Origin of the sequence: Tateyamaria sp. syn59 (assembly GCF_007995245.1) — a bacterium.
Taxonomy (GTDB): domain Bacteria; phylum Pseudomonadota; class Alphaproteobacteria; order Rhodobacterales; family Rhodobacteraceae; genus Tateyamaria.
In genome coordinates, this window is the sequence record NZ_VCBA01000022.1 from 1 (window position 1) to 26820 (window position 26820).

Annotated in this window: 27 protein-coding genes; 11 read left to right on the forward strand and 16 right to left on the reverse strand. The window is 61.2% G+C overall.

The window, feature by feature from the left end; genetic code table 11:
* The 5 genes from FD715_RS21205 to FD715_RS21225 form a co-directional block, all read left to right on the forward strand.
* A partial coding sequence (locus FD715_RS21205; protein WP_147114889.1) for an alanine--glyoxylate aminotransferase family protein occupies positions 1 to 1028 on the forward strand: 1028 nt, incomplete at its 5' end.
* A gap of 34 nt (positions 1029 to 1062) precedes the next feature.
* Positions 1063 to 2043 carry a TRAP transporter substrate-binding protein gene (locus FD715_RS21210; RefSeq protein ID WP_147114892.1) on the forward strand — a complete coding sequence of 327 codons (981 nt, stop codon included), beginning with the start codon at positions 1063 to 1065 and terminating at the stop codon, positions 2041 to 2043.
* A 108-nt stretch (positions 2044 to 2151) separates the two neighbouring features.
* Positions 2152 to 2694: a TRAP transporter small permease gene (locus FD715_RS21215; RefSeq protein ID WP_039689206.1), complete on the forward strand. Its 543-nt coding sequence runs from the start codon at positions 2152 to 2154 to the stop codon at positions 2692 to 2694.
* On the forward strand, positions 2694 to 3974 hold the full coding sequence (locus FD715_RS21220) for a TRAP transporter large permease (protein WP_147114894.1): 1281 nt from the start codon (positions 2694 to 2696) through the stop codon (positions 3972 to 3974). The genes FD715_RS21215 and FD715_RS21220 overlap by 1 nt, the downstream gene beginning before the upstream one ends.
* A 60-nt stretch (positions 3975 to 4034) precedes the next feature.
* Positions 4035 to 4457: a heme-binding protein gene (locus FD715_RS21225; protein ID WP_147114897.1), complete on the forward strand. Its 423-nt coding sequence runs from the start codon at positions 4035 to 4037 to the stop codon at positions 4455 to 4457.
* Here the strand turns inward: FD715_RS21225 and FD715_RS21230 are convergent.
* The 5 genes from FD715_RS21230 to bhcA all read right to left on the reverse strand — a co-directional run bounded on the left by FD715_RS21230 (position 4454) and on the right by bhcA (position 9848).
* Entirely contained in the window at positions 4454 to 5428 is a 975-nt protein-coding gene (locus FD715_RS21230; protein ID WP_223275025.1) for a type I glyceraldehyde-3-phosphate dehydrogenase, read from the reverse strand. The genes FD715_RS21225 and FD715_RS21230 overlap by 4 nt on opposite strands.
* Before the next feature lie 22 nt (positions 5429 to 5450).
* Positions 5451 to 6416: an iminosuccinate reductase BhcD gene (gene bhcD, locus FD715_RS21235; RefSeq protein ID WP_147114903.1), complete on the reverse strand. Its 966-nt coding sequence runs from the start codon at positions 6414 to 6416 to the stop codon at positions 5451 to 5453.
* Between the two features lie 97 nt (positions 6417 to 6513).
* Entirely contained in the window at positions 6514 to 7677 is a 1164-nt protein-coding gene (bhcC, locus tag FD715_RS21240) for a 3-hydroxy-D-aspartate aldolase BhcC (RefSeq protein WP_147114906.1), read from the reverse strand.
* Positions 7678 to 7680: 3 nt separating this feature from the next.
* Positions 7681 to 8655, reverse strand: coding sequence for a beta-hydroxyaspartate dehydratase BhcB (bhcB, locus tag FD715_RS21245; RefSeq protein WP_147114909.1), 975 nt, complete (start codon positions 8653 to 8655; stop codon positions 7681 to 7683).
* Positions 8655 to 9848, reverse strand: a complete 1194-nt coding sequence (gene bhcA, locus FD715_RS21250) for an L-aspartate--glyoxylate aminotransferase BhcA (RefSeq protein WP_147114913.1) — start codon at positions 9846 to 9848, stop codon at positions 8655 to 8657. The genes bhcB and bhcA overlap by 1 nt, the downstream gene beginning before the upstream one ends.
* A gap of 163 nt (positions 9849 to 10011) precedes the next feature.
* Between bhcA and bhcR the strand changes: the two genes are divergently transcribed.
* Entirely contained in the window at positions 10012 to 10869 is an 858-nt protein-coding gene (gene bhcR, locus FD715_RS21255; protein ID WP_147114915.1) for an HTH-type transcriptional regulator BhcR, read from the forward strand.
* Between the two features lie 5 nt (positions 10870 to 10874).
* Here the strand turns inward: bhcR and FD715_RS21260 are convergent, their stop codons facing one another.
* The 7 genes from FD715_RS21260 to FD715_RS21290 form a co-directional block, all read right to left on the reverse strand.
* Positions 10875 to 12590: a glycosyltransferase 61 family protein gene (locus FD715_RS21260; protein WP_147114918.1), complete on the reverse strand. Its 1716-nt coding sequence runs from the start codon at positions 12588 to 12590 to the stop codon at positions 10875 to 10877.
* Between the two features lie 51 nt (positions 12591 to 12641).
* Positions 12642 to 13391: a bifunctional 2-polyprenyl-6-hydroxyphenol methylase/3-demethylubiquinol 3-O-methyltransferase UbiG gene (locus FD715_RS21265; RefSeq protein ID WP_147114921.1), complete on the reverse strand. Its 750-nt coding sequence runs from the start codon at positions 13389 to 13391 to the stop codon at positions 12642 to 12644.
* Between the two features lie 88 nt (positions 13392 to 13479).
* A complete protein-coding gene (locus tag FD715_RS21270; RefSeq protein WP_147114924.1) occupies positions 13480 to 13926 on the reverse strand; it encodes a GNAT family N-acetyltransferase in 447 nt (148 codons plus the stop codon).
* Positions 13923 to 14885, reverse strand: coding sequence for an exo-alpha-sialidase (locus FD715_RS21275; protein ID WP_147114928.1), 963 nt, complete (start codon positions 14883 to 14885; stop codon positions 13923 to 13925). Before FD715_RS21275 ends, FD715_RS21270 begins: the two co-directional genes overlap by 4 nt.
* Positions 14882 to 15850 (reverse strand): glycosylase, encoded by a 969-nt coding sequence (locus tag FD715_RS21280; RefSeq protein WP_147114931.1) that lies wholly within the window; start codon positions 15848 to 15850, stop codon positions 14882 to 14884. Before FD715_RS21280 ends, FD715_RS21275 begins: the two co-directional genes overlap by 4 nt.
* Positions 15843 to 16556, reverse strand: a complete 714-nt coding sequence (locus FD715_RS21285) for a WbqC family protein (RefSeq protein ID WP_147114934.1) — start codon at positions 16554 to 16556, stop codon at positions 15843 to 15845. Before FD715_RS21285 ends, FD715_RS21280 begins: the two co-directional genes overlap by 8 nt.
* A gap of 11 nt (positions 16557 to 16567) precedes the next feature.
* Complete coding sequence (locus tag FD715_RS21290) at positions 16568 to 17689, reverse strand: DegT/DnrJ/EryC1/StrS aminotransferase family protein (RefSeq protein ID WP_147114937.1); 1122 nt, start codon at positions 17687 to 17689, stop codon at positions 16568 to 16570.
* 203 nt (positions 17690 to 17892) lie between these two features.
* On the opposite strand from FD715_RS21290, the gene FD715_RS21295 reads away from it, so the two are divergent.
* From FD715_RS21295 to glnT, 5 genes are all read left to right on the forward strand, one after another.
* Complete coding sequence (locus FD715_RS21295) at positions 17893 to 18543, forward strand: helix-turn-helix domain-containing protein (RefSeq protein WP_147114940.1); 651 nt, start codon at positions 17893 to 17895, stop codon at positions 18541 to 18543.
* Between the two features lie 201 nt (positions 18544 to 18744).
* Positions 18745 to 19674, forward strand: coding sequence for a glutamine amidotransferase family protein (locus tag FD715_RS21300; RefSeq protein WP_147114944.1), 930 nt, complete (start codon positions 18745 to 18747; stop codon positions 19672 to 19674).
* A gap of 1 nt (position 19675) precedes the next feature.
* Positions 19676 to 20359 carry a protein GlxC gene (locus FD715_RS21305; protein WP_147114947.1) on the forward strand — a complete coding sequence of 228 codons (684 nt, stop codon included), beginning with the start codon at positions 19676 to 19678 and terminating at the stop codon, positions 20357 to 20359.
* Between the two features lie 11 nt (positions 20360 to 20370).
* The gene (locus FD715_RS21310; RefSeq protein WP_147114949.1) at positions 20371 to 21708 is read left to right on the forward strand and encodes an FMN-binding glutamate synthase family protein; all 1338 of its coding nucleotides are present in this window, start codon (positions 20371 to 20373) and stop codon (positions 21706 to 21708) included.
* A gap of 49 nt (positions 21709 to 21757) precedes the next feature.
* Positions 21758 to 23086 (forward strand): type III glutamate--ammonia ligase, encoded by a 1329-nt coding sequence (glnT, locus tag FD715_RS21315; RefSeq protein ID WP_147114952.1) that lies wholly within the window; start codon positions 21758 to 21760, stop codon positions 23084 to 23086.
* Between the two features lie 21 nt (positions 23087 to 23107).
* Here glnT and FD715_RS21320 read toward each other — a convergent pair whose 3' ends face one another.
* From FD715_RS21320 to FD715_RS21335, 4 genes are all read right to left on the reverse strand, one after another.
* Positions 23108 to 23539: an FdtA/QdtA family cupin domain-containing protein gene (locus FD715_RS21320; protein WP_147114954.1), complete on the reverse strand. Its 432-nt coding sequence runs from the start codon at positions 23537 to 23539 to the stop codon at positions 23108 to 23110.
* A 141-nt stretch (positions 23540 to 23680) separates the two neighbouring features.
* Positions 23681 to 24724, reverse strand: coding sequence for a glycosyltransferase family 2 protein (locus tag FD715_RS21325; RefSeq protein ID WP_147114957.1), 1044 nt, complete (start codon positions 24722 to 24724; stop codon positions 23681 to 23683).
* A complete protein-coding gene (locus tag FD715_RS21330; protein ID WP_147114960.1) occupies positions 24682 to 25617 on the reverse strand; it encodes a glycosyltransferase in 936 nt (311 codons plus the stop codon). Before FD715_RS21330 ends, FD715_RS21325 begins: the two co-directional genes overlap by 43 nt.
* 21 nt (positions 25618 to 25638) lie before the next feature.
* Entirely contained in the window at positions 25639 to 26742 is a 1104-nt protein-coding gene (locus FD715_RS21335) for a DegT/DnrJ/EryC1/StrS aminotransferase family protein (protein ID WP_147114964.1), read from the reverse strand.
* Positions 26743 to 26820 lie beyond the last annotated feature (78 nt).

Below are 26820 nucleotides of genomic sequence, written 5' to 3' on the forward strand. Positions count from 1 at the left end.
CCGAAAGCCATGTGTTCATCTACCCGTCCTCGGGCACGGGCGCGTGGGAAGCGGCGCTGGTCAACACGCTGAACCAAGGCGACAAGGTGCTGATGTTTGAGACGGGGCATTTTGCGACGCTGTGGAACAAGATGGCGCGCAAGATCGGGATGCAGCCGGAGTTCCTGGAAGGGGACTGGCGCGGCGGGGCAGAGCCCGACCGGATCGAGGCGCGGCTGCGCGAGGATACGGGCCACGAGATCAAGGCGGTGTGTGTTGTGCACAACGAAACCTCGACCGGGTCGGTGTCGAACGTGGCCGAGGTGCGCAAGGCGATTGACGCGGCGGGGCATCCGGCGCTGTTGATGGTGGATACGATTTCTGGCCTCGCGTCGATTGACTTCCGTTTTGACGAATGGGGCGTGGACGTGTGTGTGTCGGGCTCGCAAAAGGGTTTGATGCTGCCGCCGGGGTTGAGTTTCAACGCCGTGAGCGCGCGGGCGTTGGAGCATTCGAAGAGTGTCGAGACGCCGCGCAGCTATTGGGATTGGCAGGACATGGTGGGACCGAATGAAACGGGGTACTTCCCGTACACGCCGGGCACCAACCTGCTCTATGGTCTGAACGAGGCCATCGCGATGCTGCATGAAGAGGGGCTGGACAACGTCTTTGCCCGCCATGCGCGGCATGGGGCGGCGACGCGGGCGGCGGTCCGGGCCTGGGGGCTTGAGGTGCTGTGCGCGCGGCAGGGCGAGGAGTCCGGCGTGTTGACCGCCGTTTTGATGCCAGGCGGGCACTCAGCGGACGGCTTTCGGGCGACGACGCTCAAGCACTATGACATTTCGCTGGGCAATGGCCTGTCCAAGGTGGCCGACAAGGTGTTCCGCATCGGGCACTTGGGCGACTTCAATGACCTGATGCTGATGGCGACGCTTTCGGGCGTCGAGATGGGCTTGGCCAAGGCCGGTGTCCCGCATCAGGCGGGCGGCGCGCAGGCGGCGATGGAGCATCTCAAGGACACGACAGATACGCGGGTGGCCGCGGAATAACGCCCCAAAAACGGGGCACCAAGGGAGGAAAACCATGAAACTCAAAGCAACCATACTGGCCAGTGTGGCGGCCATTGCGATGCCTTTGGCAGCGACGGCGGCTGACTTGACCCTGCGGTTTGGCCATGTCGGCAACCCCGGCTCGCTGTTCGAGGCGTCGGCGGATGCCTTCGCCGAGTGCGCGAATGGCAAACTGGGCGACCGGGCCGAGGTGCAGACCTTTGGCGCGAGCCAGCTGGGTAAGGACCGTGAACTGCTGCAGAAGCTGAAGCTGGGGCAGGTCGATTTCTCGCTGCCCTCATCGGTGATGTCGTCGGTGGCGCCCGAGTTCGGCGTGTTCGAGATGCCCTATATCGTGCAGGACCGCGACCACATGCGTCGCATTCAGGCCGAGTTGGGGGATGTGTTCCAGGAGGCGGCGCAAAGCCAGGGCTACCGGATCATTGGCTACTTCGAAAACGGCTTCCGCCACATCACCAACAACACGCGCCCCATCAACACGCCCGAGGATCTGCAAGGCATCAAGCTGCGCACGCCCAATGGCGAGTGGCGGGTGAAGATGTTCCAGCTCTATGGCGCGAACCCGACGCCGATGGCGTTTTCAGAGGTGTTCACCGCGCTGCAGACCAACGTGATCGACGGGCAGGAAAACCCCTATGCCCAAATCGCGTCGGCCAAGTTCCAGGAAGTGCAGGAATACCTGTCGATCACCGGGCACGTCTATACGCCCGGGTATGTTCTGGTGTCGGAGCGGCGTTGGCAGCAACTGCCCGAGGATGTGCGCGCCGATCTTGAGGCGTGCGGGGCCGAGACGCAGGATTTCGTCTATGACCATGCCGCGAAGCTGGAAGTGGAACTGCTTGATGTGATCAAGGCGGCTGGTGTGCAGGTGAACGAGGCGGACAACCAAGCCTTCATCGAAGCCTCTACCGCGATCTACGATGAGTTTGCGAGCACCGTCGATAGTGGCGCGGACCTGATCGAGCGTATCCAGAACCTCGCCTCGGGGTCCTGACCTGAGACCGGGCGAGGGGCCGCAATCGGTCCCTTGCGCGCTTTGGGGTACACTTAAATGACATCGTCTTCTGACTTCTCCGGGCCCGGCGCCCGGCAAGGACCTCCCATGCTCAAAGCACTGCAGACTTTCTTTGAGGTTGTCCTCGAAAACTTCGTGATCCTGTTGATGGTGATCCTGACGACTGTCGTGGTGGTCGCCGTGACCTACCGCCTCTTGGGGTCGAGCCTGGCCTGGTATGACGAGGTGGCGGCGATCATGCTGGCGTGGATCACCTATTACGGATCGGCGCTGGCTGTTTTGCGGCGGCGCCATATCGGGTTCGACAGCGTGCTGCTCTCCATCGGGATGCCGTGGCGCATGTGGGCTGTGGCGCTGGCCGAGCTGGTCACAGCAGGCTTTTTCGTGCTGCTGGCCTGGGCCGGATACACGGTGATGACCATTCTAGGGGGCATGTCGCTGGTGTCACTGACCTGGGTGCCGGTCAGCTTTGCCCAATCCGTCATTCCCATTGGTGCCGTGCTGTTCCTGATCTGTCAGGCGCTGAGCCTGCCCGATTACTGGCGCAAGACCGCATCGGGCGTGTCGCTGGAACATGCGGAGATAGAAGAAGAGGTGGAAACCGAGATGAAGAAAGCGGGGAACGCCTGATGCTGATGCTGGGGATCTTCATCGCGATGGTGGCGATGATCTGTCTGAACGTGCCTATCGGCGTGGCGCTGGCCGTGTCGGCCATTGGGGGATTGCTGGTGCTGGAAGGCACCGGGTCGCTGGTGAACGTCGCACTCGATATGTATGGCGGTGCGACCAAGTTTTCGCTGATCGCGATCCCGATGTTCGTGCTGGCAGGCGCCATTATGAACGCGGGTGGGATCACCGACCGGCTGATCAACTTTGTGGCGGCACTGATCGGGTTCATTCGCGGCGGCCTGGCACACGTGAATATCGGCGTGTCGCTTTTCTTTGCCGAGATTTCGGGATCTGCGGTCGCGGATGTGGCGGCGATGGGGTCGGTGATGATCCCGCAGATGAAAAAGCGCGGGTATTCCGGGGCGCTGTCGGCGGCGGTCACGTCGTCTTCGGCCTCGCTTGCCATCATCATCCCGCCGTCCATCCCGATGATCCTTTACGCCACCTCGGCCAATGTGTCGGTGGAGCAGTTGTTTGTCGCTGGTGTCATTCCGGGCCTGATGGGGGCCGCGGGCCTGATGGGCGTCGCCTACTGGTTTGCGGTGCGCTACGACCTGCCGCGGGAAGAGGCGTTTTCCGGCCGGGTGCTTTGGCGCGCATTCGTTGATGCGCTGCCGACCTTCGCCCTGCCGGTGATTATCCTGGGCGGTATCTTTGGCGGCTATGTCACGGCGACCGAGGCGGCGGGGCTGGCCGTGTTGGCGGCCATCGCGATCAGCCTGTGGTATCGGCAGGTCGATCTGCGCCACCTGAAACGCTCGATGCTGGATGGGGGGATGCAGACGGCGGTTGTCATGCTGCTGGTCGCTGCGTCCGTGGTCATGGGCGGGTTCCTCACCCGTGCGCAGTATCCGCAAGAGCTGGCGGGCGCGATCCTGAGCCTCACCGACAACAAGTGGGTGGTGCTGCTGATCCTCAACTTCTTCTTTCTGATCATCGGGTTCTTTCTGCACTCGGCGGCGGCGATCATCCTGGTGGTGCCGATTGTCATCCCGCTGATCGACGCGGTGGGGATCAACCCGATCCACTTCGGTCTGGTGGTGACGCTGAACCTGGCGATCGGACAGCAGACGCCGCCCGTGGCGAGCGTGTTGATCACGGCCTGTGCGGTGGCGCGAGCGAACATCTGGGACGTGACCAAGGTGAACATCTACTTCATCGCGGTCCTGCTGACGGTGCTGTTGATGTGCACCTACATCCCGGCGATCCCGCTGTTCCTGGTTGACTACTTCTATAACTGACCTCCCATGGGCTGCCCGGTGTCTGACCGGGCGGCCCGATGATTTCCCGAAGGACTGAATATGAACCTTGATCTTGCCAACGCGCTGATCGCGGCGGCGCTTGACTATCGGCGCGCGCAGAACATGAAACCGCTGACCATTGCGGTCATTGATGCGGGGGGCCATCTGGTTGCCTTGCAGCGCGAGGATGGCACCAGCAACCTGCGGGCGGAGATTGCGCAGGGCAAGGCGAAGGGGGCGGTTGCCATGGGTCTCGGCTCGCGCGCGCTGTTCAATCGGGCGCAGGAGCAGCCCTATTTCATCGATGCGATGAATGCGCTGAATGGCGGGGCGCTGGTGCCGGTGCCGGGCGGTGTGCTGATCCGGCGCGATGGCGTGCTGATCGGTGGGATCGGCATAACGGGCGACAGTTCGGACAATGATGAAGCCTGTGCCGTCGCCGCTATCGAGGGGCGGGGGTTGGTCGCCGATACCGGCGGTTAAGCTGCCATCGCGCGGGCGACGTCGATCATCCGTGCGGAAAAGCCCCATTCGTTGTCGTACCAGCCGAGGAGCCGCAGTTGGGTTGCGCCGATCCATTGGGTTTCGGGCAGGGCAACGATGAGCGACTCGGGCCGTGCGCGCAGGTCGGATGAGACGCAGGGGTCATGGGTGACGCCGATGACCGGGTTTTTCTTGAGGCACGTTTGAAGCGTTGCGGTTGCGTCGCCGGTCGGTGTGTCGCGCAGTTGCAGGACCGCATCCACGGATGACACGCTGATGCAGGGCACGCGGACAGCTGAGACGCTGAGCCGTCCGTCCATCTCCGGCAGGATGCGTGCAATCTGGTTTGCCGCACTTGTTGTCGTGGGCACCATGGACACCGCCGCCGCCCGGCTGCGTTCGAAGCTGGGGCCGGGGGCGTCTACTGTCGGCTGGCTGCCGGTGTAGCAGTGGATCGTGGTGATGTGCCCGTGGGTGATGCCGAATGCGTCGTCCAGCGTCTTGAGCAGGGGCGCGATGGCGTTGGTGGTGCAGGAGGCGTTGGAGACGATGCGCGCGTCGGTCAGTTCGTGGTCATTTGCCCCCAGCACGACCGTCTGGTCGGCGGCGTCCGAGGGACCTGAGATGAGGACGCGGTTGGCGCCGGCTGTGAGACCGCGTGTCGCGATGGCGCGCGTGCCTGCCTTGCCCGTGCATTCCATGACGATGTCGACGTCGCTTAGGTCGAGTGCGGAGAGGTCTGGTGTGTGGGTGAACGGGATGCGCTGCGCGTTTATGACCAGCGCGTCTTGTTCGGATGTCACCTCTCCGGGAAAGGGGCCGTAGACGGAGTCGTAGCGGAAGAGGTACGCGCAGGTGTCGAGCGGCGCGATGTCGTTGATGCCGACGATGTGGACGTCGGCGTGCTCCGACAGCACTTGCCGCAGCACCGTGCGGCCAATGCGGCCGAACCCGTTGATAAAGATCTTCACTGCCTTGGCCTTTGTTATCGCGTCAGAAGTCGACGTGGATCGCGATACCCTTTTTCTCGGCCAGGTCAACAACGCGGGCGGCGACGGCGAGGTCCTGTAGCCCGACGCCGGTGCCGTCGAAGAGCGTGATGTCATTGTCGGTGCTGCGCCCCGGATGCGCGCCGTTGATGACGGCGCCGATCTGGTGGATGTCACCTTCGCTGATCAGCCCGGCGGCGATGGCGTGTTGCGCTTCGCCGATGGAGACGGATTGGGCGACCTCGTCCGTGAAGACGGTGGCGTGGGCGAGGAGGGCGGCTTCGACCTCCTGCTTGCCCTTGGTGTCGGTGCCCATGCAGGCGATATGCGTGCCGGGGCTGACGTGGTCGGCCATGAGTGATGGGGCGAAGGCGGAGGTGATCGAGATGATAACGTCGGCTTGCGCCATGTCCGGCAGGTCAACCGCTTCAAAGGGCAGTCCAGCCTCTTCGGCGACCTTCGCGATGTTGGGGAGCATGTCGGGGTGGTAGTTCCAGCCGATGACCCGCTCGAAGTCGCGTTGTTCGAGGGCGGCCCGCAGTTGGAATGTGGCCTGATGGCCTGCGCCGATCATGCCGAGCACTTTGGCGTCGGGGCGGGCGAGGTGTTTGATGGAGACCGACGACGCGGCCGCTGTACGCAATGCCGTCAGCAGGTTGCCCCCGACCATGGCCGTGGGTTTGCCGGTGTCCGGGTCGAAGAGGAACACGGTGGACTGGTGGTTGATCAGGTTCCGCTTTTCCAGGTTGTGGGGCCAGTAGCCGCCTGCCTTCAGGCCCAGCGTGGCGCCCGCGCGGTCAAAGCCACCCTTGAAACCATAAAGCGCATCCTCGTGCCCGATGGCCTCGCGCACGACGGGGAAGTTGTAGGCGTCCTCCGCCGCCATCGCGGCGAAGACCTGTTCGACGGCGTCGAAGGCGGCTTGCCGCGTCATGAGGTCAGCGATGTCTTTTTCGGGCACAATCAGCATGTCGGTCAGTCCGTTGGTCAGAAAAGGGGGCAGGTCGGGCCTGCCCCCGGTAGGTGTGGCCCGGTGACGGGCCATTGGGAGTATGAGGGGATCGCGCCTAGAACGCCTTGCCGCGCGCTGAGATGGGCCAGAGCGTTTCGACCTTGCCGTCCCGCACGCCCACGTACCAGTCATGGACATTGGCGGTGGGGTCGCAGTGGCCGGGGACGAGGTGCAGCTTGTCGCCCACCTTCAGCACGCCATCGGGGTCGGCAACGACGCCGTGTTCGTCGGAGCATTTGACGTATTCCACATCCGTGCGGCCAAAGATGACGGGCAGGCCGCTGTCCACCGATTGCGCCTTCAGCCCCGCATCCACGATGGCCTTGTCGGCCTTGGCGTGGCTCATCACTTGCGTGAGGATGAAGAAGGCGTTTTCCCACTCGCCGCGGTCGATGCGATTGCCGCCCTTGTCGAGGATGCGGCCATAATCGGCGTCCATGAAGGCGTAGGAGCCGCATTGCAGTTCGTTGTACACGCCTGAATTGCTTTCGAAGTAGTAGGAGCCGGTGCCGCCGCCACCGACGATGTCACACTCAAGCCCTTTGGCCTTCAGCCCGTCCACGGCGTCGCGCACCATGGCGATGGCGATGTCGATTTTCTCTTTCCGGTCGTCGTAGCTGTCCATGTGCTGCATCGCGCCCTGGTAGGCCTGGATGCCAGCGAATTTCAGCCCCGGCGCGGCGTCGATGGCGGAGGCGATCTCGACCACGGCGTCGGTGGTCGTCACGCCGCAGCGGCCCGCGCCGCAGTCAATCTCGACCAGGCATTCGATGGTGGTGCCGTGTTTCTGGGCGGCGGCTGACAGGTCAGCGACATTTTCGATGTCATCTACACAGCAGATCGTGCGCGCGCCCAGTTTTGGCATCCGAGCCAGCCGGTCGATTTTGGCCGGGTCGCGGACCTGGTTCGACACAAGCACATCCTTGATGCCGCCACGGGCGAAGACTTCGGCCTCCGACACCTTTTGGCAGCAGACGCCGCAGGCGCCGCCGAGTTCCACTTGCAGCTTCGCCACGTCGACTGACTTGTGCATCTTGCCGTGGACCCGGTGGCGCATCCCGTGCGCCTTGGCGTAGTCGCCCATCTTCTTGATGTTGCGCTCCAGCGCGCCCAAGTCGAGGACCAGCGCGGGCGTCTGGATGTCGGCGGCGTCCATGCCGGGCTGCGCGGGCACGTCAAAGCCCACTTCGAGGGTGTTGAGGTTGACAGGTGCATTCATTGGTCAGTCTCCCTTGATCCAGGGCAGCGTGTCGAGGTCGACATTGCCGCCGGTGATGATGACGCCCACGCGTTTGCCCGCGAAGCGCTCCTTGTTCTTGAGAATGATGGCGAGGGGCACGGCACAGGACGGCTCCATCACCACGCGCAGGTGTTTCCACGTCAGTTTCATTGCGTCGATGATCTCGTCCTCGGACGCGGTGAAGATGTCAGTGACGTGGTTTGATACGAAATGCCAGGTCAGTTCCTTGAGCGGGACAAGCAGGCCGTCGGCAATGGTCTTAGGCGCGTCGTCCGCGATGATATGGCCCGCCTTGAAACTGCGATAGGCATCGTCGGCCTGTTCGGGTTCGGCGGCGATGATCTCGACCTCGGGCGCGAGGGTGGACAGCGTCAGACAGGTGCCGGAAATCATGCCGCCCCCGCCGATGGGGGCCACCATCATGTCGAGCCCGTCGGTCTGTTCCATGAATTCGCGTGAGCAGGTGCCTTGGCCCGCGATCACGCGCGGATCGTTGTAGGGGTGGACGAAGTCACCGCCTGTTTCGGCCTGCACCTTGGCAAAGGTTTCTTCGCGCGAGGTGGTCGAGGGTTCGCATTCCGTGATCTGCCCGCCGTAGCGGCGCACGGTGTCCTTCTTGGCCTGCGGTGCGGTGCGCGGCATGACCACGTTGCAGGGAATGCCCCGGCGCATCGCGGCATAGCTGAGACACGACGCGTGGTTGCCGGAGGAGTGCGTCGCGACCCCCTTGGCCGCCTGTGCGTCATCGAGGCCGAAGACTGCGTTGGTCGCACCCCGCACCTTGAAGGCGCCCGGTTCCTGGAAGTTCTCGCATTTGAAGAACAGCTGCGCGCCGGTGAGTTCGTTGAGGTAGTCCGAGGTGCGCACCGGGGTGCGGCGGATATGGGGCGCGATGCGGTCGTGCGCGTCGAGCATGTCCTGATAGGTCGGAATGATCATGTCGCTCATATCCTTCATCACGCGGCATCCTTCTGTACGTTGGCAGCACCGTGCGCGCGGTAGACCTGTTGCGCGGCAGCGACGCCGGACCCGAGGGTGATGTCGAGGCCCAGATCGGCCATGCACATCTCTGCCGTGGCGATGCCGGACAGGGCCATGACGTCTGTCAGGCTGCCCAGGTGGCCGATGCGGAACACCTTGCCTGCGACCTCGCCCAGCCCGCCGCCAAAGGCTACGCCGTATGTTGTGGCCGCGTGGCTGACGATGCGGCTGGCGTCAAAGCCCGCTGGTGTGCGGATTGCGCTGACCGTGTCCGAATAGAGATCGGGAGAGGCGGCGCAGAGTTCAAGGCCCCACGCCGACACGGCCGCGCGTACGCCGGAGGCGATGCGGTGGTGGCGGGCGAACACGGTGTCGAGCCCCTCGCTCAGCAACATGGTGCAGGCGTGGCTGAGGCCGTTCATCAGACCGACGGCGGGGGTGTAGGGATAGGCGCCCGCCGCGTAGCCATCGGCCATGTCGCGGATATCGAAAAAGGTGCGCGGCAGTTTGGCCGACGGTTGGGCCGCCATGGCTTTTGCGCTGAAGCCGACGATGGCGAGGCCGGCGGGCAGCATGAAGCCTTTTTGCGACCCGGTCACGGCGACGTCGACACTCCAGCCGTCGAACTGGAAGTCGATGGAGCCGATGGAGGAGACGCCATCGACGAAGAGCAGCGCGGGGTGGTCCGAGGCATCCATGGCCACGCGCACTGCCGCGATATCGGATGTGACGCCGGTCGCGGTTTCGTTGTGGGTGGCCAGCACCGCCTTGATCTCTTGCGATGTGTCTGCGGCCAGGATTTCTGCGAACTGGGCATGGGGGATGCCGTGGCCCCACGGCGTTTCGACCACCCGCACGGTCAGGCCGAGCCGCTGGCACATGTCGATCCAGCGGTGCGAGAACATCCCGTTGCGGGCGGCAAGGACGGTGTCGCCGGGGTTGAGCGTGTTGGTCAAAGCCGTTTCCCAACCACCGGTACCCGTGGCGGGAAAGATGAACACCTCGGCCGTGTCGGACTTCAGCACCTGGCGCACGCCATCACGGGCGGCGTTCAGGATGCCGCCGAAGAGCGGCGAGCGGTGGTCGATGGTTGGCATGTCGCAAGACTTGCGCAGGCTTTCGGGAATGTTCGTCGGTCCCGGAATGAAAACGGGGTTCTGGAAACTCATGGCGCCCTCCTATCTGCACCTCCTTTCTACGACAGGGCGGTGACGCATGAAATTTTTGCATGAAATATGGGCAAGGTCAGAGCGCTGCGGAAATATGCTTGAGAAACAGCCGCTTGCATTTTTCATATTGCGAAATACATTTTCAGAAATTGTGGAGAGTGGCATGTCGGACGCGCAAAACACCCAGGAGAATCCCCGTCGCGCCCGTGGGCGGCCACGAGGATGGGACGACAAGACAGAGCAAAAAACGATCAAGTCGCTCGACCGGGCGATGGAGATTTTCGAGTATCTGAGTGCGGATCAGGGCAAGACGCTCTCGCAACTTGCCTCTGAACTGAGCCAATCGCCCGCGACGGTCTACCGGGTGCTCATCACGCTGGAGGCGCGCGGGCTGGTGGAGTTCGATCCCGAGGAACAGCGATGGTATGTGGGCGCGCGGGCCTTTGTCATCGGGGCGCGGTTCTTGCGGCGGACCAGCCTGGTGGACCGGGCGCGGCCCATCCTGCGTGCCCTGATGGAGCGGACGGGCGAGACGGCGAACCTGGGGATCGAAAAGGGCGGCATGGTGCTTTTCCTGAACCAGGTCGAGACGCATGAGAGCATCCGCGCCTTCTTTCCGCCCGGCACGCTGTCGGACATGCACGCGTCAGGCATTGGCAAGGCGCTTTTGGCGTTCATGGATAAGGACCGGTTTGGCCGGTGGCTAAAGGGGCGCAGTCTTGAAACCTTCACCGCGCATACGCTGGTTGCGCCGGACGCACTGGTGCAAGAGCTGCGCCGCACTCGTGCGCGGGGATATGCAATTGATGCCGAGGAGAAGAACCTGGGCATGCGCTGCATCGCGGCCCCGGTCTTTGACATGTATGGAGAGGCTGTGGCCGGTATCTCGGTGTCCGGACCCGCGACGCGGATGGGACGGGATGTGACCGAGCGCATCAGCCGCTCGGTTGTCGACGCGGCACGGGATCTTACACGTGCCGTTGGGGGATCAAACCGTCACGACGTAGATGGCCAGGAATGAGCGTGCTACCGCCGCGCCCAGAGGCGGCGCCAGAATGACGGCTTTTCTGTATCCAGTGAGGTTGCGCTGTCGAGATCGCCCGACAGGAAAGCGTCAAGGATATCGGTCCGCATCTCGATATTGGTGTGTTTCTGACCGGCGCTGCCCTGCTGCATCTTTGCCATATGCGGATGAATGCCGATCTGCCGCAGCGGCCCGGCCCAACCGCCCCAGTTGTGCGAAAACTGCTGCGTGAAGACGAGGATCCGTGTCTCTGGACGCGCGAATATGAGCATATTGAGCGCAGACCCGATGGGCGCCACGATGGTCTTGGCGCTGCGGATGGTTGCGATTTGCTCGGCAAACCTCTGTTTCTCAAGGAAAACGGGCTGTATGCCACGCTGCTTCATGGCACTCACAAAGCTGTCTTCATTCTTGGGCTTGGCCCAAGTGCTGTTTTGGCGGCTCAGGTATATTTCTGCATCCGGGGTGGTGTCTGCACCGCCCAGACGCGCAAGCACCCGGTCGCGCAGGAATTGCATGGCGGGTCCGGACCACGAGGCCTGGTGTTCATAGGGCACCTTGTGACCGGGTCGCAAATCGAACGGGTAAAAGGTGATGGTCGGCGCGACATATAGCGTTTTGACGCGCACAGCCTCAGTCCGGCCCACTATGATCATCGGATTGTCGCAGATGGCGGACAGGAAATCGACATGTGTTCCGGGCATGTCATCGTTGATCAGGATCGGCAGTAGGTCAAAGTCGGGCAGCTGGCAGAAATGGCGCAGGCGCGGCAGGTATTCACTGAACCAATGGCCGAAATGGTTGGAGGCCAAGCCGCTGAGATTGATGGCGCAGGGAATGTCGCGCTGGATTTCCGGGATTTCAAAGACGGCATCGTCGCCCAATCTGGTGCGCACGAATTCATCTGCGCGCAGGTTGACCTCTGACGCATAGCGTGCATCTGCATAGCTGTCGGAAATGATGGCCCCGTCGTCAGTGAAAACCGCCCCAGACTGGCCGGACACAATCGCGTCGTTCAGAGTTGCGACATATCCGGGATAACTGGCGATTATGTCATATTCATCTGTGTTGGCCCACAATGAGCCGGTCAGGCTGGCGAATTGCACATCGTCGGGCGGCGATTGCAGTTCAAACTGCCCTAAGCGTTTAGCCACCGCATCCTGAACGGACATGATCTTGCCCAATCGGTATGCAGGTTGCTCAATCCTGTCGAGGGCCGCGCGCAATCTCTGCTTGTCTAGTTCGGGCCCTTTCGCAAGCGCAGAAAGCACCCCGTGATCGACCGGAAACACAGCGTTGGTCTGTTCGAGCCGTGTCATGAGTTGTGCGGCCAGGTTGGCCCGCTGTTGGCTGGCGTCCATGCGTGTGAGGCAGTCCATGGCCGCCGCCAAGAGCCTCTCCAACGCACCCGCGGTTTGATCAGAGGGCCACGCGTTCATGCAGGCAACTGCAATCTCCAGTGCCTTGACCGGGCGTCCGGCATTGTGATGTGCGGTGACTGCATAAACCATTGTGTCGATGTCACCGGGCGCAAGGCGCAGGGCGGTGTCAAAGGATTCTGCAGCGGCGTCGTAATTCTGAAGATGATAATGGCAGTATCCGCTAATGTACGTGCCCAGATGCGTTTTCCGGGTGTTGACGCGTTGAATGCGGCAGGCTTCAAGTGCGCCGGAGTAATCGCCCGCAAATGCGCGCTGCGCGATGTCTTCAAGTGTCATTTCTGGCCTGCGTCATTTGGGTTAAGAGTGCGCGGCATGGTGGCCGCCACCCTATTTGCCCGTGCCAGGCGCACATACGAGATAGATGCTGGAACACAGATCAGGATAACGCTGCCCCAGGGTATAGCAACCATCCAGGTATTCCGGCGAGATGATGTCGGTGTTCATCAACCGGTCCCATTGGAAATTCGCCAGCGCTTTGAAGAAGATACCTGAACGATGCAGGACATCGAGGCCCGCAGCACTTGCATCGCGCTCAAGCGTATCGAGGCTGTAGGTGATCCTGTGCCCGTGTTCGGCCTCGGCTGGTGTGACGGCGGCGTTGTGGGTGATCAGGCCCATGGCTACGGCGATCTGACGGGACGGAGCGTTGGCGTTGGGGCAGGCCAGGAACAACCGCCCGCCCGGCGCGAGCCATTCATCGTTGACACGTTTCAGAACACCAACCGGATCGTCGAGATGTTCAAGCACATGGGTCAGGATGATGTTGTCATACTGCTTGGGCAGGTCCACGTCTTCGAACAGGGCTTGGTGATAGCTGATCGTGTCGGGCAGGTTGGTTTTTGCAACTTCAATTGCCTCGGGGGAGGCTTCGACGCAGGTAATGTCTGAAAAGTCAGGGATCAGACGCTTGGTAAAGTCGCCCTTGAAGCTGCCAAGTTCTAGGCAGGCGCCGGGGCGGTAAAAGCTGCTGAACGCCTTGACCATGTATCCGTGCATGACGTCGAAATCGAAATCATAGGCGTATTTGCGGTCTGCATTGTCCTTGAACTCTGCGTCGTAGTCGCGTGTCTGGCTCATTTGTCCCCTCAATCTGAAGTGATGGCCCCCTGAGGCCCGGCAGCGGTTCAAAGCCGGGTATAGCAAAGCGCGGAAGGTTGGAACCGTCTTACAGCTTCAACTCGAACAAGTCTGCTGATCCCTTAACCGGTGCGGGGCAAAATCCGTGCATTGCATAGAGGCGTCGTGCGGCATGGGCATGCGCATCAACCTCCAGCGCGATTCTGTCGAAGCCGCAGGATTTTGCGTGCGTGATAGAAGCCTTGAGCAGCGTGGCGGCGATGCCGCGACTGCGGTATTCGGCGAGGACGCTGACATTCGTGATAAAGGCAGGGCGTCCGGGCGGTGTGACGCAATAGATAGCCACCAATCCGGCCAAGGCACCCAGCGCCCAGTATTCAAATCGTTCGGCGCGGTCGCAGATGCGGGTGGCGTAGTCTGCGATGTCTTGCCGTTCGGATAAAGGTGGCGAAAAATCCTGATCGCATGCGATCAGAAGCGCTGCGACCTCTGCGGCAGTTGCCCTGTTGCGGCTGACATCGTCATGCGCCGTCATGGGGACAGGCGCGCGAGGCCAAAGCCCTCTTTCCCGAACGCGTTACCGTTATAGAGCAGGAACAATGCGCCTCGGTGCACAAAGACATGCGGGTAGCATTGCATGTCAGCGTCCCACGCGCCCAGCGTGCCTGTCAGCCCGAGCGCCGCGTCGTCCCGTTCCCACGTGGCCCCGTCTTTCGAGCGTGCATAGCCGAGCCGATAACCTTTGGACGGGTCTGTGCGGAAGCCGTGGATATGCCGGTAGCAGAAGACCATGTGATACTCGCCGTCGAAATGCGTGACGCTGGGCAGCGCCTGACATTCGTTGCGCCCCAGCACATCCGGTAGGATTGTTTCGCCCGAATTGTGCTGCCAGGTCTGGCCGTTTTCGGACCATGCCTGCCCGATCTTGTACACGCGGTCCGGCGCTGCGTCTTCGCTTTCGCGTTCCCAGCGTTGGCCAAAGATGTACCACATGCGGAACGTGTCGCCGATCTTGCGGACAAAGCCGTCGCCCACAAGAAACGGTTCGTGCAGGCTGGCGCCGAGCACTGGTCCTGTGCCGACGCGTTGGAACGTGCGGCCCCCATCACGGCTTTTGACAAGTCCGATGGCAGTGTCCACGGACACCGACACCCGCCGTGTCCAGCCTGTGGTGTACCCCCACACCTCGTCGCCAACCGGCACAGGGTTCAATGGAAAGACGCCATGTTCGTCAAAGGCGCCCAACGGGCCACGTGCCAGCACCTCATGCCGTGCGACGTCGACAAGTGTCGTCAAATCATCCGCGAAATCGGCATAGGAGACATGGCTGATGAACTTACCACTGTCCCCATCTGCGGACCGGGTCGAAAAATAGATGCGCACGCCTCCGTCAGGCAGTGCAATCGTTTGGGGCGATTGTGCAAACAGCCCAGGGCCGTGCATCAGCTGATGCGCGCCGGGATCAAAGATTTTGCCCAGTTTCTCGATTTTCATGGCCGCGCCTCTAGTCGGGCCAGTCCGAAACCTTCGCGGCCGACGCCATTGCCGAGATAGGCCATGTACGTTGTGTCATCGACGGTGAAGACGTGTGGGTAGGACACCATTTCGCTGTCCCAGCCGTCGTCCGAGGGGTGCATCCCCGCCAGCGCATCGTTCCGGTGCCAGGTGATCAGGTCGTCGCTATGGGCATAGCCGATGCGGTAACCGCGCGCATGGCCGCGGTAGTCGGTGGAGTAGCGATAGCAAAAGAACATGTGATAGCGGCCATCATGATAGTGCACGTCAGGGCTGGCCTGCGCCTCATCCTCTTCGACGACCGTGTCGATCAGGTGCGCGCCATGCTTATGCCACATCCGTCCGTCCTGGGAACGCGCCATCCGGATGCGATAGACGGGTTCGGCGCGGCCCTCATGCATCAGCCACTTTGTTCCGGCAATGTAGAACAGGTAATAGGTGTCGCCGAACCGGCGCAGCTTTGGTCCGCTCATCACAAAGGGTTCGTCAGGTGACAGGCCTATGATCGGACCGGGCCCCAGTTTCTCGAACCGTGCGCCGCCATCCGTGCTGACGGCGGCGCCGATGGCCACGTCGAAGGGCACGCTTTCGCACCGCGTCCAGCCCGCGTAGCAGGCCAGAACGCCTTCATCCGTGTCGATTGCCGAAAACGGATATGTTCCGAACTCGTCAAAGGTGCCTGTGTCGCCCAACTCAAGCACGGGAGCATCTGCGGCGCGGATCACACGGGTCAGGTCGCCACGGTCCAGATCGACCCAGGCGGAGTAGCTTTTGAATTGCCCATTTTCATCCGGTGATGGCCGGGTCGAGAAATAGACCCGCACATGGTCATCGCGGATCAGTGTTGCGGGCGCTTGTGCAAAGGACGCCATCCAGTCGCGGCCCGGATGGTCGGCCGGGTCAAAGACCTTGCCCAGCTTGGTCCAGACAAATCCATCAGTCATCTTTGGGTGCCACCATTTCATAGTGATCGGTGATCAGGCTGCGCGCCTCGTCGACAGAATTGAACATCATGATGTCGAGGATCGACAGATCCGGCACAAAAGGGTGTCCGAACTGTTCGTAGGCAAGCGACGTTCTGCGCATGAAGTGCAAATCCATGCCGCGTGCCTGAAAGGCCGATGCTTGGTAGAGGTCGAGACCGCCAATTGGGTTGACGTAGCTTGTGGCGGAGACAGCCTCGCAAATGGCCAGAACCCGGTCCTGTCCTTTCAGACCCGTCGTGTCGCCGAGGGACGAGGACACGATAATGGGCGTGTCCAGACCCAGACAGGTACAGACCCGTGTGACGCTGTGGTGGATGAACGTGAACAGATTGCGTTCGGAGCATCCCAGAATCTCTTCGATGACCGGCATGGCAGTGGCGAATTGAGGCGCTTTGCGATACGCGTTTTCAATTTGCGCGATCAGCTTTTTGGGGTCATATGCGTCCGCGATATTGCGGTCGCGGACGTCAAGGTAATCAGAATCCTTGCGAAGCGGCAGCGTGAACATGACCGCATCCCCATTGCGCAGAAACCGGTTGCGGTTGATCCACCCTTTCTTGCTGAATTGAATGTCGTCGTAGATGACAAACGTGTCCGCATGCGCAATCAGCTGGAAATAGCCGATGTAGGGCAAAAGATAGGGCTGCATGATCGCGGCGCGCATGACAGTACGTGCTACGCGCCAGAGGCGGCTGCATCATGGAGCAGCGCAATGATCCGGCTCAGTGACGCGTCATCAAGCCCGGGATAGATCGGCAAGCACAGAATTTCATCCGCCGCGCGCGCGGCATTGGGCAGGAGTGTTCTATCTGCTGTGGGCAGGGCGCTGTACATCGGAAATTCCGGGATAAGCGGGTAGAAGTAGCGTCGGGGATGCACCCCGCGTTCCTTCATGTAGGTATAGAGCGCATCACGCGAGATCGGAAAGTCCGGGCCGACCCTTATCGGAAAGTAGGCGTAGTTGGCTCGCATCTGACCGCTGTCTTTCACGCAATGAATACCAGGCAGGTCAGCGAGCCGCTCGCGGTACTGGCGGTCAATCTCTGCCCGTTGTGCAATGGCTCCGTCGATGTGGTTGAGCTGGATCAGGCCCATGGCGGCGTTGATCTCGCTCATCTTGCCGTTGATCCCTGTCTCGATCACGACCGTCTCGCCCTCGTGGCCAAAGTTCTTCAGTTGATCGACATAGCGCTTCATTTCAGGCGTTTTGCAGACAACGGCCCCGCCTTCGAACGTATTAAACACCTTGGTCGCGTGAAAGCTGAGCACCGATAGATCGCCATGGGTCAGGACGGACCCGCAATGGCATTCCACCCCAAACGCGTGTGCGGCGTCGTAAATTACAGGAATGTCGTGTTTCGCGCCGATGGCATCAATGGCGTCAACATCCGCCGGATGCCCGTAGCAATGCACAGGCAGAATTGCGGCCGTGTCCTTGGTGATCGCTGACCTGATCTGTGCGGGATCGAGGTTTAGGCTCTCGGCATCTACATCCACAAAAACCGGCGTGCACTCCGTCCAAAGAATGGCATGCGACGTCGCAACAAATGAAAAGGGCGTTGTGATCACTTCGCCTTTAATCCCCAATGCGCGCAACGCGGTGACCAGTGCGATGGTGCCGTTGTTGAAGAGCGAGATGTACGGCACCTTCAGATAGTCGCAAAGGGCTTGTTCCAGTTCCTGGTGATAGGGGCCGCTGTTCGTCAGGTGCCCGCTTTCCCAGATTTTGCTGAGCAGCCCCTGAAACTCTTCCAGAGGCGGCAGATGTGGGTGGGTGACGTAGATGTCTTTGGACATGAAGGGGTTCGGCCGGCTGCTCTTTTTGTGTGCGTCAGGATACCTACTGCGCAGTGCTCTTTTTCACAATGGCTCTCTCCTGCGGCGGAATGGTCTGTCGCATCAAACGGGGGCGCGAGTGTGCGGAGTTCCTTTTACCTTTCCCGAATTTTTCCTATCAGGAAAACAATCTGGCCCGGCATGGGCAGCAGTCTGGCATTGACATGAATGAAAACGACAAAGGTCCGGCCCCGAAGCTGACCCAGGATCCGCATTCGATGCGGTCGGGTGAGCGCGAGAAGGTGCTCGAAATCGCCATCGGGCGAGAGGTTCGCGCACGGCGCAAGCAGCAGAACACCACGGTGGCGGAGCTTGCGCGCGTGACCGGGCTGTCGATTGGCATGCTGTCGAAGATCGAGAACGGCAACACCTCGCCATCGCTCACCACGCTGCAGCTTTTGGCCGATGCGCTGTCCGTTCCGCTGACCAGCTTCTTTCGTCAATTCGAAGAACGGCGCGAGGCGGTGCATACGCGGGCCGGGCAGGGCGTTGAGCTGGACCGCGAGGGCACGCGCGCCAATCACCAATACAGTTTGCTCGGGCATATCGGGGCCAACGGATCGGGCGTTATTGTCGAGCCGTACCTGATCACCCTGACAGCAGAATCCGACGTATTCCCCACCTTCCAACATGGCGGGATCGAGACGATCTACATGTTGGAAGGTGAAGTCGACTACCGGCATGGTGACCGGGTGTATCCGCTGAAGCCCGGCGATACGCTGTTCTTTGACGCGGATGCCCCACACGGGCCTGAGCATTTGGTCCGCTTGCCCGCGCGCTATCTGTCCGTCATCAGTTATCCGCAGGTCAACTGACCCAGGTCGTCAGACCGGACAGTTTCAAATCGGAACGGCGTACTGTCGGTCATAACCGGTAACCTTTGACGGCAGTTCCGTGCCCTGAATTTCAGCAGGGATTTGCATGAAGGGAAAAAATATTTCCTGATGTTCTTGTTGATGGGACGGTTTCTGCCTAGCGTACAGTGGCAATGACACACGTTGGGGGCGCTGACAGCCATGTGCGGAATCGTCGGACTATTCCTAAAGGATCAATCGCTCGCACCTGAGCTTGGGCACATGTTGACCGAGATGCTGATCACGATGACCGATCGCGGGCCGGACAGCGCGGGCATCGCGATCTATGGCGCCGAGGTGGCAGGCCAGCTGAAGCTGACGCTGCAATCATCGGACCCCGAAACGGATTTTGATGCGTTGGACGCGGATCTGGGCGCTGCGCTGGACACCCATGTCACGCAGCGGGTGATCGACACGCACGCGGTGGCGCATATCCCAAGTGATCAGTTCGACGCGGCACAAAAGGCGCTGGCAGAGATACGACCCGGGGTTCGGCTCATGAGCCGGGGCGAGACGCTTGAGATCTACAAGGAGGTGGGTCTGCCGCGTGATGTAGCGGCGCGCTTCGACCTGAGCCGCATGAGCGGCACGCACGGGATCGGGCACACGCGCATGGCAACTGAATCGGCGGTAACGACCATGGGCGCGCATCCGTTCAACACCGGCAGCGATCAATGCCTCGTCCACAACGGGTCTCTGTCGAACCACAATGCCCTGCGCCGAAAGCTGCGGCGCGAGGGCGTGACGATCCAGACCGAAAACGACACTGAGGTGGGGGCGGCCTACCTCACGTGGAAGATGATGCAGGGCGCGACGTTGGGGGAGGCGTTGCAGTCGGGCCTCGATGATCTGGACGGCTTCTTTACCTTTGTCGTGGGCACGAAAGATGGCTTTGGTGTGCTGCGGGATCCTATCGCCTGCAAACCGGCCGTGATGGCGGAAACGGATCAATATGTCGCCTTCGGAAGCGAATACCGGGCTTTGGTCAACCTGCCCGGCATCGACACCGCCCGCGTGTGGGAGCCGGAACCGGCAACAGTCTATTTCTGGTCTCACGCCGATGGGCAGACCATCCACGACAAGGCGGCCTGAGATGCAGACCTACGACCTGGAGGCGGACGGGTTGCGGGGGCTCAACGCCGCCTTGCACGCCCAAACCGCCGAGACGAACCGGACCCGGTGGGAGATTATCAACCCCAAGGGCAGCCACGCCATTGCCGTGGGCCTCGACGCACCCATCGACGTGACGGTCAAAGGGTCCACGGGCTATTACTGTGCGGGCATGAACCAGCAGGCGACCGTGCGGGTCGAAGGGTCGGTTGGGCCGGGCGTGGCCGAAAACATGATGTCGGGCGAGGTCATCGTGGAAGGTGACGCCAGCCAGTACGCCGGGGCCACCGGCCATGGCGGGCTGCTGGTCATCAAGGGCAACGCCAGTTCGCGCTGCGGGATCTCGATGAAGGGCATCGACATTGTCGTGCACGGCAATATCGGCCACATGTCTGCCTTCATGGCGCAGGCGGGTACTTTGGTGGTCTGCGGCGATGCGGGCGATGCGCTGGGGGATTCGCTTTACGAGGCGCGGTTGTTCGTGCGCGGTTCGGTCAAGAGTCTTGGCGCCGATTGCGTCGAAAAGGAGATGCGGCCAGAGCATCTTGCCTTACTGGAAACTCTGCTGGAGCGCGCTGGTGCCGATGCGAAAGCGGAAGAGTTCACGCGCTATGGCTCGGCGCGCCAGCTTTATAACTTCGATGTCGACACCTCGGCGGCGTATTGAAGGAGAGCGGGATGACACAAACGGATGACACCACGCCACGCACCGTTCCGATCCAGTCGGAAACCTTCAGCAACGCCGTCAACGCCGAAATCCGTCGGGCAGCGGAAACCGGGATCTATGACATTCGGGGCGGCGGTGCGAAGCGGCGCGTGCCGCATTTTGACGACCTGCTGTTTCTGGGTGCATCGGTGTCCCGCTATCCGCTGGAAGGCTACCGCGAGCGGTGCGAGACGTCGGTGACCTTGGGCGGGCGCTTTGCGCAAAAGCCAATAGAGCTGGACATTCCCATCACCATCGCCGGGATGAGCTTTGGCGCTCTGTCTGGGCCCGCCAAAGAGGCCCTGGGGCGCGGTGCCTCGGCTGCGGGCACCTCTACGACGACGGGCGATGGCGGCATGACACCGGAAGAGCGGGAGCATTCGGACAAGCTGGTCTACCAGTACCTACCGTCGCGATACGGTATGAACCCCAACGATCTGCGCAAGGCAGATGCCATCGAGATTGTGGTGGGGCAGGGGGCCAAGCCCGGTGGCGGCGGTATGCTGCTGGGGCAAAAGATCAGCGACCGTGTGGCCGAGATGCGCACCTTGCCCAAGGGGATCGACCAACGCTCCGCCTGTCGGCACCCGGATTGGACGGGGCCGGATGATCTTGAGATCAAAATCCTGGAATTGCGCGAAATCACCGGCTGGCAGGTGCCGATCTATGTGAAGGTCGGCGCGACGCGGCCGTATTATGACACGGCGCTGGCGGTGAAGGCCGGGGCAGATGTGGTCGTGATGGACGGAATGCAGGGCGGCACGGCCGCCACGCAGGACGTGTTCATTGAACATGTCGGTATCCCGACCCTGGCCTGTATCCGTCCAGCCGTGCAGGCGCTGCAGGATCTGGGCGTGCATCGCGAGGTGCAGCTTGTCATTTCGGGCGGCATCCGCAACGGCGCGGATGTGGCCAAGGCGATGGCCCTGGGCGCGGATGCGGTTGCCATCGGGACTGCTGCGTTGATCGCTCTTGGCGACAATGATCCCAAATGGGAGGCGGAGTATCAAAAGTTGGGCACCACCGCCGGGGCCTATGACGACTGGCATGCAGGAAACGACCCCGCTGGCATCACGACGCAGGATCCGGCGCTCGCCGCGCGGCTTGATCCGGTTTATGCGGGGCGTCGGCTGCGCAACTACCTGAAGGTCATGACGCTTGAGGCACAGACCATCGCCCGCGCCTGCGGTCACAACCATCTGCACAACCTCGAACCCGAAGACCTGTGCGCCCTAACGATGGAGGCCGCCGCGATGGCCCGCGTGCCGCTGGCCGGGACCGACTGGTATCCGGGCAAGCCGGGGTTTTGAGCAGCGCGATTTTGTATTTCAGACATTCATTCAGAGGGGAGAGCGCATTATGATAACGGATCTGGCTGCTTTCGCGCAGAACAACGGCGTCAAATACTTCATGATCTCGTTCACCGATCTGTTCGGCGGGCAACGCGCCAAGCTGGTACCAGCGCAGGCCATCGCCGAGATGCAGGACGAGGGTGCAGGCTTTGCCGGGTTCGCCACCTGGCTCGACATGACACCGGCGCATCCCGACATGCTGGCCGTGCCTGACCCGTCGTCGGTCATTCAACTGCCGTGGAAACCGGAAGTAGCCTGGGTCGCCGCCAATTGCGTGATGGAGGGCAAGGATGTGGCTCAAGCCCCCCGCAACGTCCTGCGGTGTCTGATAGGTGAAGCCGCAGCGCAAGGGTTGCACGTCAAGACCGGGGTCGAGGCAGAGTTTTTTCTGCTGACACCGGACGGGAGCCAGATCAGCGACCCCTTCGATACGGCGGAAAAGCCCTGCTACGACCAACAGGCGGTCATGCGCCGTTACGATGTGGTGCGCGAGATCTGCGACTACATGCTCGATCTGGGCTGGGGGCCGTACCAGAACGACCACGAGGACGCGAACGGCCAGTTCGAAATGAACTGGGAATTCGACGACGCGCTGAAAACAGCGGACAAGCACAGCTTTTTCAAGTTCATGACCAAGTCGGTTGCTGAAAAGCACGGGCTCCGCGCAACGTTTATGCCGAAACCGGTCGAGGGGCTGACAGGCAACGGCTGCCACACCCATATCTCGGTCTGGGACGCGCCGGGCGATGCCGCCACCACCAACGTGTTTGCAGGTAACGGTGATGGCCCGACCGGTGAGGTCGGCCTGAGCGCACAGGGCAAACACTTTTTGGGCGGCATTATGGCCCATGCCACTGCCATGGCGGCGATCACGAACCCGACGGTGAATTCCTACAAGCGCCTTAATGCGCCCACGACCCTCTCCGGTGCGACCTGGGCGCCGAACACCGTAACCTGGACGGGCAACAACCGCACCCACATGGTCCGCGTGCCGGGCCCCGGTCGGTTCGAGCTGCGCCTGCCCGATGGCGCGGCCAATCCGTACCTGCTGCAAGCCGTCATCATCGCCGCCGGGCTGACGGGCCTGAAGGACAAGGCAGACCCGGGCCCGCGCCTCGACATTGACATGTATGCCGAAGGCCACAATGTGAAGGATGCTGCCAAGCTGCCCCTGAACATGCTGGACGCCCTGCGCGCGTATGACGGCGATACCAGTTTGAAAGCAATGATGGGCCAGGAATTCTCTGACGCCTTCCTGAAGCTCAAGCACCAGGAATGGACATCCTTCGTGTCCCATTTCTCAAGCTGGGAAAAAGAGCACACGCTGGATATCTAAGGGCCGTGGAAGGCGGTTCCGCTATTTGGCTGCTTTGCTTGCGGCCAAAAACTCGGAATAGTCACGATAGTAATCCGCCTCGTCATAGAAGTGAGACGCCAGAACCATGCAGACAGCGCCCTGGCTGAAATTGTCCATTTCGCGCCAAACCATGTTCTTGATGTAGAGACCGCGCCGTGGGTTGCGCAGCCATACGTCGGCTTTGGTCGTTCCGTCGTCGATTTTCATGCGGAAGCTGCCGGACAGGGCAAAAATGACCTGTTCAAGCTCCCGGTGCGCGTGACCGCCGCGCTCTGAATCGACGGGCACGTTGTAGAGGTAATACACCCGACGGATGTCAAAGGGCACGTGGCGCCCCCCTTCAATGAAAGTGAGATCGCCACGCGGATCAGAGACGATCGGCAGGTCGATCATGCTGGCGTTTCCGTTGAAGTGAGGGATGTCTTCGTTCATGTCGATGTCATCTCAAGCTTGGGTTTTCATGGCCAGGTTGATGTTTGTGCACTGCACGTACAGGAGTGTCTTTCATACCCTGTGCGGCAGGATTTGAAACGTGTTTCTCGCGAAGCGCGCGAACAAGCAATATGTGTGGGCTCACCGGTCTTTACGCCGCGCGATTGAGGCAGATAACCGCGCAAGACCCACAAACCAAGTATGTGACCGGACAGCGCGCTGGTACGCGAGCCGCTTGAACACGCCGGTGCCCGCTGCGGCCAAGGATGTTTGAAAGGGTGCCGAGCGGTGCATAGCCAGCCACACGTCAGTCAGACGTGGCGTTTCACTGGCAAGCTCGGGGGCGTTGAACACCATGGCCTGCGCCCGGATCGTCGCCCGCAAGGTGCGCAGAGCAAATGGCCCGTGCACGTCGGGACCAAAGCCATTGTCACATATCAGGTGCCACAGGCGCAGGCTGGCATCGGCTGCATCAAGACGGGCGGCACTCGGCCCCTTTGTGATCGCGGTGGCATTATCCTGCCGATAAAAGAACACGCCTGCGCAAAAGGCGATGCTGTCGCAGGCGAGAAAGAAACGCCGCACGGTATATTCATCGGCGAACGCGTTGAAATCATCAAAGCCCGTATCTTTCAAAAGCCGCATCGGCCACAAAGCATTGCCGGGAATTGTCCAATCCAGCGACGCCACAAAGGCCTCGCGCCCGGACAGGATTTTTTTTCTATCGCCCTGGTAACCCATGATCCTGCGGTCGTCCGTGCCGTCAGCATGATAAAACACAACATCGGGCAGAACCGCATCTGCCCCGGTCTCAACCGCACGTGCATGAAGCTGGGACAGCCAGTCGCGCGAAAACATATCATCCTGCGAGGAATAAACGAACCGCTGGCCAGTGGCGTGTGAAGCCGCGAAATTCACGGCCCTCGCGGCACTGCCAAGGTTATGGCCGGTGTGCAGGTATTTGATTCGGTCATCCGCATCCGCGTACCGTTGGATCACGGCGCGGCTGTCGTCGGTCGAACAATCGTCGATGCACAGCACCTCGAACCCGGCAAAGTCCTGTTGGCGCAGAGAGGCCAGCGTTTGGTCCAGAAAGGCGGCACCATTGTAAACGGGCAAAAAGACGGTGATTTCAACCATGTTCAGAGGCCCATCTTGCGGGCGCGCCTGCGTTCTTTTTGCCATGTGTAAAGCGCCAGCAGGGGATGACGCGCGGCCAGACCATGGAACAACGCTCTGTCGTCGGCATAGTACGCAGCGCCCAAGTCCGCCTTGACCTGTTCGGTGCGCAGAACATCCAGAACCTTGTGATCTTCAGTCAAACCAAAGTGCAACGCATCAAGCTTGCGCTGGCGCATGATGGCCTGCTGGGCCAAGAACCCTCTCCGCCGCCGGGCTTTGAAGGCCGCAATATCCGCATTGTATCCGTCCGAACTGGTTAGTCCCGCGCCAAGGCGATACTGCACCAGCGGTCTGTCGATAACCGCAACGCGGTCTTCCAATGCGGCACGGAACCCAAGTACCAGATCTTCGTATGCGTCCGGATCAAGGGGGCCGTACTTTTCATAAAGGCTGCGGTGCCACGCACCTGTCGCCCCGATGTATAGGGCCTTGGACCGCGCGGCGCGCGGCGTGTCCCAGTTGTTGTAAAACAGAGCTGTCCGGAAATTGCCCTCAACAGGCTGATCATCGAGGTCGATTACATCGGCGTAAGAACAAACAAGCAGCGCGTCCTTCTTCCCAAACGCCTTCGCAATCTCGGCGCTGCGATGCGGATAGGACATGTCATCGCCTGCCGCCGCGATCAAAACGTCGCCGCTGCTTAGCTCGTGCATGTTGTGAAGGTTACCTGCAAGACCGAGGTTCTGCGAGTTGCGGTTCAGAATAATCCGGTGCGGTCCGCTGTAACCCGCGACGGTCTTTTCGATCACGTCAAAAGTATCGTCCCGTGAACAATCATCCGAAATGACGATTTCTAAGGTGACATCCGTCTGCTCAAGGGCAGACCTGACAGCCGCTGCCACGGTGTCACGCTGATTATAGGTCAGCAGGATATAGGAGAGCGATGGCGATGACATTCCGACGGCCGTGGCCCGACACTATAGCGTCGGCGCCACCCTGTTGACGGTTTCAATGACTCGGTCCACATCCGCATCGGGCATCTGCGGTCCAATCGGCAGGCTGAGCATGTTGTCTGCCAGCACCTCGGCAAGCGGGAACGCGCCTGCGGCATATCCAAGCCCGGCGTAGGCTTTTTGCCGATGCGGCGCGATGGGGTAGTGGATCAAGGTACTGATCCCTTCTTCGGACAGTTTTGCCATCAAGGCATCCCGTTTTGGGTGTTGCACGACATAGAGGTGCCACACCGGATCGGCCCAGTTCGGGACAAAGGGCGTCGTAACGCCCTGCAGCGCGCTGCTGTACTTACCTGCGATCTCACGCCGCCGCGCTGTCCAGGCATCCAGATGCTCAAGTTTTACTGCCAGCGCTGCCGCCTGCACGGGATCGAGCCGGCTATTGGTGCCTTGTTCGTCATTGACGTATTTCTTGCTGGATCCGTAGTTGCCAAGCACACGCACCTGGTCCGCAATATCCGTGCGATCGGTGGTGATCGCTCCGCCATCGCCAAGCGCGCCAAGGTTCTTACCGGGATAAAAGCTCCAACACACCACGTCTCCGTGGGCGCCGATGCGGCGGCCCTTGTACATGGCCCCGTGCGCCTGGGCGGCATCCTCGACCAGCACCAAGTCATGCTTTTGCGCGACCTCCAAAAGCGGATCAAGGTCTGCGGGCTGGCCGTAGAGGTGTACTGCAATGATCGCGCGGGTGCGTGCCGTGATAGCACTTGGAACCAGTGCCGGATCGACATTGTAGGTCTGCGCGTGCGGCTCCACGGGGATTGGTGTTGCCCCAACGGCTGAAACCGCCAGCCATGTGGCCACAAAGGTGTGCGACGGCACGATAACCTCGTCGCCCGGACCAATGTCCAGGGCGCGCAGACCCAGGATCAGGGCGTCCAAGCCATTGGCGACGCCGACGCAGTGTTTTGCACCGCAATACGTCGCATAGGCGGTCTCGAACGCCTCGACTTCCGGCCCCTGAATATACCAGCCGCTGGCCAGAACGCGCTGAACTGCAGCGTCAATGTCCGGTTGCAGCGCCAGATAGGCCGCGCGAAGATCAAGGAAGGGGATTTGCGCCATATGCTCAGCCGTTTTTCAAAGTTCAGGTGTGCCGCCGGTCTACACTTGTTCTTGATCATGTGGAATGCGACAGTCCCT

Bases quoted from the DNA above. Each gene is read 5' to 3' on its own strand.
- FD715_RS21210 (WP_147114892.1), top strand. From the start codon at position 1,063: ATGAAACTCAAAGCAACCATACTGGCCAGTGTGGCGGCCATTGCGATG.
- FD715_RS21215 (WP_039689206.1), top strand. From the start codon at position 2,152: ATGCTCAAAGCACTGCAGACTTTCTTTGAGGTTGTCCTCGAAAACTTC.
- FD715_RS21220 (WP_147114894.1), top strand. From the start codon at position 2,694: ATGCTGATGCTGGGGATCTTCATCGCGATGGTGGCGATGATCTGTCTG.
- FD715_RS21225 (WP_147114897.1), top strand. From the start codon at position 4,035: ATGAACCTTGATCTTGCCAACGCGCTGATCGCGGCGGCGCTTGACTAT.
- bhcD (WP_147114903.1), bottom strand. From the start codon at position 6,416: ATGCTGATTGTGCCCGAAAAAGACATCGCTGACCTCATGACGCGGCAA.
- bhcC (WP_147114906.1), bottom strand. From the start codon at position 7,677: ATGAATGCACCTGTCAACCTCAACACCCTCGAAGTGGGCTTTGACGTG.
- bhcB (WP_147114909.1), bottom strand. From the start codon at position 8,655: ATGAAGGATATGAGCGACATGATCATTCCGACCTATCAGGACATGCTC.
- bhcA (WP_147114913.1), bottom strand. From the start codon at position 9,848: ATGAGTTTCCAGAACCCCGTTTTCATTCCGGGACCGACGAACATTCCC.
- bhcR (WP_147114915.1), top strand. From the start codon at position 10,012: ATGTCGGACGCGCAAAACACCCAGGAGAATCCCCGTCGCGCCCGTGGG.
- FD715_RS21260 (WP_147114918.1), bottom strand. From the start codon at position 12,590: ATGACACTTGAAGACATCGCGCAGCGCGCATTTGCGGGCGATTACTCC.
- FD715_RS21265 (WP_147114921.1), bottom strand. From the start codon at position 13,391: ATGAGCCAGACACGCGACTACGACGCAGAGTTCAAGGACAATGCAGAC.
- FD715_RS21270 (WP_147114924.1), bottom strand. From the start codon at position 13,926: ATGACGGCGCATGACGATGTCAGCCGCAACAGGGCAACTGCCGCAGAG.
- FD715_RS21275 (WP_147114928.1), bottom strand. From the start codon at position 14,885: ATGAAAATCGAGAAACTGGGCAAAATCTTTGATCCCGGCGCGCATCAG.
- FD715_RS21280 (WP_147114931.1), bottom strand. From the start codon at position 15,850: ATGACTGATGGATTTGTCTGGACCAAGCTGGGCAAGGTCTTTGACCCG.
- FD715_RS21285 (WP_147114934.1), bottom strand. From the start codon at position 16,556: ATGCGCGCCGCGATCATGCAGCCCTATCTTTTGCCCTACATCGGCTAT.
- FD715_RS21290 (WP_147114937.1), bottom strand. From the start codon at position 17,689: ATGTCCAAAGACATCTACGTCACCCACCCACATCTGCCGCCTCTGGAA.
- FD715_RS21295 (WP_147114940.1), top strand. From the start codon at position 17,893: ATGAATGAAAACGACAAAGGTCCGGCCCCGAAGCTGACCCAGGATCCG.
- FD715_RS21300 (WP_147114944.1), top strand. From the start codon at position 18,745: ATGTGCGGAATCGTCGGACTATTCCTAAAGGATCAATCGCTCGCACCT.
- FD715_RS21305 (WP_147114947.1), top strand. From the start codon at position 19,676: ATGCAGACCTACGACCTGGAGGCGGACGGGTTGCGGGGGCTCAACGCC.
- FD715_RS21310 (WP_147114949.1), top strand. From the start codon at position 20,371: ATGACACAAACGGATGACACCACGCCACGCACCGTTCCGATCCAGTCG.
- glnT (WP_147114952.1), top strand. From the start codon at position 21,758: ATGATAACGGATCTGGCTGCTTTCGCGCAGAACAACGGCGTCAAATAC.
- FD715_RS21320 (WP_147114954.1), bottom strand. From the start codon at position 23,539: ATGAACGAAGACATCCCTCACTTCAACGGAAACGCCAGCATGATCGAC.
- FD715_RS21325 (WP_147114957.1), bottom strand. From the start codon at position 24,724: ATGGCAAAAAGAACGCAGGCGCGCCCGCAAGATGGGCCTCTGAACATG.
- FD715_RS21330 (WP_147114960.1), bottom strand. From the start codon at position 25,617: ATGTCATCGCCATCGCTCTCCTATATCCTGCTGACCTATAATCAGCGT.
- FD715_RS21335 (WP_147114964.1), bottom strand. From the start codon at position 26,742: ATGGCGCAAATCCCCTTCCTTGATCTTCGCGCGGCCTATCTGGCGCTG.